Below are 5993 nucleotides of genomic sequence, written 5' to 3'. Positions count from 1 at the left end.
ATACGGCTGCAAGCCATTTCTCTTTGAAGTTCTCTGCACTAGAAGAACCACGTAAGAAGTAAGAACGATCCGTTGGAGCTGTTACAATAGCTTCCTGCTGTTGACTTGCACCATTTGTATTTAAGAAGTCGCGGCTGATATCTACGATTGTTTCGCCATTCCAGTTCATGATAAGGCGATTTGTATCAGTTACATCAGCTACAATTGTACATTCTAAATTTTCTTCGTCGCAGTAGGCTTTGAACGCATCTACATCAGCTGCGGCGATGACGCAAGCCATACGTTCTTGAGATTCAGAAATGGCTAGCTCTGTACCGTCAAGGCCAGCGTATTTTTTAGGAACTAAATCAAGATTGATTGTTACACCATCTGTTAATTCACCGATAGCAACGGATACACCGCCTGCACCAAAGTCATTACAACGTTTAATAAGCGTTGTTACTTCACCGCGACGGAAGAGACGTTGAATTTTACGTTCTGTAAGGGCGTTGCCTTTTTGAACCTCTGCGCCACATGTGGAAAGGGACTCTACGGTATGTTCTTTAGAGGAACCAGTAGCGCCACCACAGCCATCGCGGCCAGTTTTGCCGCCTAGTAATACTACTACATCGCCTGCGACTGGTACTTCACGACGTACTTGATTACGAGGTGCAGCGCCAATAACCGCACCGATTTCCATGCGTTTAGCCACATAACCAGGATGGTAATATTCTTTTACTTCACCTGTAGCAAGGCCGATTTGGTTGCCGTAAGAGGAGTAGCCACGAGCAGCTTCTTGGGTAATTTTCTTTTGTGGTAATTTGCCTTCTAATGTATCTTCAAGGCTAGTATGAGGGTCGCCAGCGCCTGTAACGCGCATAGCTTGGTATACATAAGCACGACCGCTCAATGGATCGCGGATACAGCCACCTAAGCACGTTGCAGCGCCACCAAATGGTTCGATTTCAGTAGGGTGGTTATGAGTTTCGTTTTTAAATAATAACAACCATTCTTCAGTTTTGCCGTTTACATCAACAGGAATAATGATTGTACATGCATTGATTTCATCGGATTCATCAAGATTTGTTAAACCGCCTGCATGACGCAATTCTTTAACTGCTAGTGTTGCCATGTCCATGAGGGAGCGAGCCTTTTTCTTAGTTGTATATAGTTCAGCACGGCCTTCCATGTATTCTTCAAGGGCTTCTTTTACTGCACCTGTGAAACGACTATCCTCAATGGTAATATCCGTTAATTCCGTCATAAATGTAGTGTGGCGGCAGTGGTCGGACCAATAGGTGTCGAAGAGGCGAATTTCTGTAATGGTAGGATTGCGGTGTTCTACTTCTGCATATTGTTGCTTAATTAATTTGAGGTCTGCCAATGTCATAGCGAGACCATAGCTATCGATGAGAGTTTCTAAATCAGCATCGCTCATGTCTGTAAAACCGTCGATTGTTGCCACTGGTTTAGGATCTTCTAATTCAAGGGCCAATGTAGTTGGTAATTCAAGACTCGCTTCGCGGGAATCTACTGGGTTAATGTAGTACGCTTTAATGGCCTCTTCTTGTTCTTTTGTGAAAGTACCTTCGATGGCGAATACACGAGCACATCGAACGATGTGGCCAGATGTAAGAGTGAGCATGGAAATACATTGCTCAGCACTGTCAGCACGTTGATCGTATTGACCTGGTACATATTCAACAGCGAAAACGAAACCTTGTGCAGCTGGGATTTCTTCTAAGACTGTATCTACAGGAGGCTCGGAGAAGATAAGGTTTTTTGCAGCCTCTAAATCTTTTGCATCTACATGTTCGATATCATAACGCTCGTAGATGGTTACCCCTGTAGCAGGCATAGATAATTCCTGTTGTAAGGTTTGTAACATGCGTTGTGCTTCTTGGTTGAAAGATTCTCGTTTTGTTACGAATAATCGTTGTATAGCCATTGTAGCCTCCTGTAATGTATATAATTCCCTATGGGATATTGACAAATTAAGTATAGTCGGTCTAGACTTATAAGTAAAGATAATCTTACTTATGAAAAGATTAGAAATACTAATAAATATGAAAGGTTCATGAAGGTCATAAGACCTAACTTTCATGAAGATTTCTACATATTCATTATATATTGAGAGTCCATACTTATAATATAGTAAATGATATGTATATTTAAAAGTAAGACACGACTATTAGACTACTATTAGTATATAACAGAGGTGAATAAAATGGCAGTATCTGCAGATTTATATAGAACCTTTTTGGGGGTAGGCTTATATTTATCCTTTTCCCGTGCAGCCAAAGAGTTAGGCGTTTCTCAATCCGCCATCAGCCAAAGCATTAAGCAATTAGAAGGTGAACTTAATATGCCTCTTTTTGTGCGCACTACAAAATCTGTAGGGTTCACGCCAGAAGGCAAAGAATTATTTGATACAGTAGCTAAGGCATTTTCCATTCTTGATAATGGGGTAACTCAATTACAAGAACGTGTTAGCCAAGCTTATGAAAGCTTAAATCTGGCTGCTACAGACACATTATGTCGCCATTTCTTATTACCTTACTTCCATAAATGGCAATTGCAAGAAAGCGAAATCGGACTACATATCATTAATCGACCATCACCCGATTGTGTAGAATTAGTACTCAACAAAGAAGCGCAGTTAGCCGTCGTTAACGATTATGAAGGCTTGCGCGATAATCCTCAACTAGAGGTAACTACATTGGCTACAATTCAAGATGTATTTGTTGGTGGTCCTGACTATAAAGGGGCAGGCTTCTTTGATCAAGGCCGTCTTCTTAATGAGCCTATTTTGCTCTTGCATAAAGGTTCTGCGAGCCGTACATTCTTTGATGAAGTAACTCATGGCGCATGCCGTAAACCGCGCTTTGAATTAGGTAGCGTCGATGTGCTGCTTGATCTTGTAGAAATTAACATGGGGATTTCTATGTTGCCTAACCATGTAGTGCAACAAAAGATGCAAGAAGGTACAGTGGTACGTATCGATACAGATATTCCAGTGCCAACACGTGATATTGTACTTGTCCGTTCTCGTTTGGTACCTCAATCTGAAGGGGCTGCGCGCTTTACATCCTTGCTCGTTAATCGTGAAAGCACACGCGATAAGGTCTTATAATAATGAGACACACTTTATGAGAATTTTCAGAAAGTGTGTCTTTTTATATTTTAGAGTACTGTTATCTGTGCTATATTATATTGTTATAAACCTACTGAATTTTATAATTTAGTGTGGAAAGTTTTGAAGTCTTAAAGAGAGCTGTTTTTCTAGCTGTATTGTTAAGTCTTTTACTTGATATAGGTTGACCCTAAGGGGTTATTTACGTTAAAATTTAAAGATAGTTATGCTGCGGAGGTAAGAGCACATGGAATTATTAAAACAACGCATTCGTGAAGAGGGGATTGTCCTCAATAATCGCGTGCTAAAAGTCGATGGTTTCTTGAATCATCAAATCGATCCACAATTGTTTAAAGCAATCGGTAAAGAAATCGCCGATCGTTACCGTGATGCAGGTGTACAACGTATTGTTACTATTGAAGCATCTGGCATTGCATTGGCGTTGATGGCTGCTCTTGAACTTGATGTGCCATTAGTATTTGCGCGTAAGAAAAAATCTATTCTTATGGTAGATGATGTATATCATAGTGTTGTGTACTCTTATACAAAAGAGGAAAACTACGATATTACTATTTCTAAAAAATTCTTGCCAGCCGGTGAAAAAGTGTTGATCATCGATGACTTCTTGGCATCTGGTGAGGCTGCTATGGGCCTTGCTAAATTGGTGGAAGACGCTGGTGATGAAGTGGTTGGTATGGCGATCGCTATCGAAAAATCCTTCCAACCTGGTCGTGAACGCCTTGAAAATGCAGGGTATCGTGTTGAGTCTTTAGTTCGTATTAAAGAATTTAAAGACAATGGTTGTGTATTTATCGAAGACTAATAGTCTGATTATTTGTAGAGGGAATTATGAATCAAAAAGCAGAAAAATTTGACTTACTCGTTGCTGACCTAAATAAAGGTGGCAACTCTTGGTTTACAAAGGAAGAAATGACAGATGACCTTCATACAGTCGTTTACCACGGCCGTTTGGATGTTCATGAGCATAGCTTGCCTGTATTCATCGTTGTGGATGATTCTGCATTCTCCTATGCACGTATTGCTATCACAACAACATCTATTGATGAAAAAGTGATTCCTGCTGTGTTGAAAGAACTTAACACATTGAATCAAGATTATAAAGTATCTAAATACTATGTGAGCAATGAAGACAATAATATCTACATGGATGTGTCTGTTCCTGGTTTGACTGAGCAATTTGATCCTACAGTAGTAGTTAATTTATTGCTTGAAGTCGTTCAACCACATTTAGATGCTGTACATAAAGGCATTCTTAAAGTAGCTGGTTTAGCTAAATAGAGGTTGTTATGAATCCTAAAGCATTATTATTTGATAAGTTTTTAAAAGACGAAGAAATCACATCCTTTGAACGTAAGGATTTTGAGGATGAAGACGGTACTGTTGTATACCGTTCTTACATTAAATCCCCGTTGTGGGATATGCCGTTATTTGTCATTCTTGATAACAGTATTTATAGTGTTATTCGTTTGGTGTTAGGTCCTGAAAAGGTAACAGCACAAAATATGAATGCCTTGAATGCGTTGATCAACCGCGACAATGCGACATACAAAAACTATAAGCTATATATTGATGAACAAGATTCCAGTCTATATTTAGACTGTGTATACATGTGTGGTGACGATGCGTTTGAACCTGCATTAATGTATGCATTGATGTCTTCTATCGTAGACTATGTCCCTGAAGCTGTAGGCGAGTTGAAAGCTGCTTTTGAAAGTAGTACACACTAATCAATAACAAATACAGATAAAGGGTCGTAATGTTCGGAAATTAATTGAAAGAGGGTATCCTATCTATAAAGGTAGGATACCCTCTTTTTATTTTTGTAAAATATACATTAATGCTTTAAAAGACCCAAGTTTAATAGAAAATATAGTTTTGTAAAAAAGAGTATATATTTCTAATCATATATTTTGAATAACGTCGATATAATTAAATTTAATTCTTTCGAATAGTTCGGAATGTAGCGAATAATAAAAATAATTAATTAAAAAACATTCGAAAATAATGTTGATTTTGTAAATGTTAGGTGTTACAATTTGTGTACAAGAAGGAGGTAGCACCGTGAACTATGCAAATCAACAAACTCAACGCAAGTCTACGGAGGCTATTTGTGCGCATTTTTCCCAGTCTATTTCGGCTGGGCTTTTTTATTAGGAGGATCTATGAAGGTCGGTATTATTATGGGCAGCAAGTCTGACCTAGACACAATGAAAAAGGCATCTGCCGTACTTGATGAATTCAACATTCCTTATGAAATGGTAATCGCTTCGGCTCACCGTACACCTGAAGCTGTAAAGGACTTTGTAACAAGACTTGAAGATGAAGGGGCCATCGCTTTTATCGCTGGTGCTGGTGCAGCAGCTCATCTACCTGGCGTAGTCGCTAGCTTTACGACATTACCTGTTATCGGTATTCCTCTTAATGCAACGGCCTTAAAAGGTATCGATTCCTTGCTTGCTATTGTTCAAATGCCATCTGGTATGCCAGTAGCGACAATGGCTGTTGACGGAGCCAAAAATGCAGCACTATTTGCCGTACAAATTGGAGCAGCTTTCAACAAAGAATTGAAAGAACAATATGTACAGTATCGTAAAGATATGGCCGAAAAAGTCCTAGCAGATAATGCAGAGCTACAAGGCGCTATTAAACTATAATCTTATAACTCGTTACAGATTACATTGCTCATAAAGTAAGCTTAATTCTTTTATTACATATCCATATATAGTTTGTATCATTCATTTATGATAAAGGAGACACATCATGGCTAACATCGACTTGGAAAAATTAACATTATTGTACGAAGGTAAAGCAAAACAAGTATACCAAACAGATAACAAAGATGAGTATATCGTTCATTACA

Annotated in this window: 6 protein-coding genes; 5 read left to right on the top strand and 1 reads right to left on the bottom strand. The window is 38.9% G+C overall.

The genetic code is table 11. The features are described from left to right. A partial coding sequence (locus QZR70_RS08160; protein WP_295794389.1) for an AIR synthase-related protein occupies positions 1-1927 on the bottom strand: 1927 nt, incomplete at its 3' end. 279 nt (positions 1928-2206) lie between these two features. On the opposite strand from QZR70_RS08160, the gene QZR70_RS08155 reads away from it, so the two are divergent. The 5 genes from QZR70_RS08155 (at position 2207) to purE (ending at position 5787) form a co-directional block, all read left to right on the top strand. Continuing rightward, a complete protein-coding gene (locus QZR70_RS08155) occupies positions 2207-3112 on the top strand; it encodes a LysR family transcriptional regulator (RefSeq protein ID WP_005387848.1) in 906 nt (301 codons plus the stop codon). A gap of 247 nt (positions 3113-3359) precedes the next feature. Continuing rightward, positions 3360-3935: a xanthine phosphoribosyltransferase gene (locus QZR70_RS08150; RefSeq protein WP_005387850.1), complete on the top strand. Its 576-nt coding sequence runs from the start codon at positions 3360-3362 to the stop codon at positions 3933-3935. Positions 3936-3961: 26 nt separating this feature from the next. Further along, entirely contained in the window at positions 3962-4411 is a 450-nt protein-coding gene (locus QZR70_RS08145) for a hypothetical protein (RefSeq protein WP_005387851.1), read from the top strand. An 8-nt stretch (positions 4412-4419) separates the two neighbouring features. Then, positions 4420-4860, top strand: a complete 441-nt coding sequence (locus tag QZR70_RS08140) for a hypothetical protein (RefSeq protein WP_005387853.1) — start codon at positions 4420-4422, stop codon at positions 4858-4860. A gap of 435 nt (positions 4861-5295) precedes the next feature. Continuing rightward, positions 5296-5787: a 5-(carboxyamino)imidazole ribonucleotide mutase gene (gene purE, locus QZR70_RS08135; RefSeq protein ID WP_119208635.1), complete on the top strand. Its 492-nt coding sequence runs from the start codon at positions 5296-5298 to the stop codon at positions 5785-5787. Positions 5788-5993: the final 206 nt, after the last annotated feature.

The sequence above is a fragment of the uncultured Veillonella sp. genome (genome assembly GCF_900545205.1).
Lineage (GTDB): Bacteria > Bacillota > Negativicutes > Veillonellales > Veillonellaceae > Veillonella.
Note: the sequence above shows the minus strand (reverse complement) of the source record. Positions and strands in the feature narration are given on the sequence as shown.

Coding starts and splice junctions, on each gene's coding strand:
- QZR70_RS08140 (WP_005387853.1), top strand. CDS start 4,420: ATGAATCCTAAAGCATTATTATTTGATAAGTTTTTAAAAGACGAAGAA.
- QZR70_RS08155 (WP_005387848.1), top strand. CDS start 2,207: ATGGCAGTATCTGCAGATTTATATAGAACCTTTTTGGGGGTAGGCTTA.
- QZR70_RS08150 (WP_005387850.1), top strand. CDS start 3,360: ATGGAATTATTAAAACAACGCATTCGTGAAGAGGGGATTGTCCTCAAT.
- purE (WP_119208635.1), top strand. CDS start 5,296: ATGAAGGTCGGTATTATTATGGGCAGCAAGTCTGACCTAGACACAATG.
- QZR70_RS08145 (WP_005387851.1), top strand. CDS start 3,962: ATGAATCAAAAAGCAGAAAAATTTGACTTACTCGTTGCTGACCTAAAT.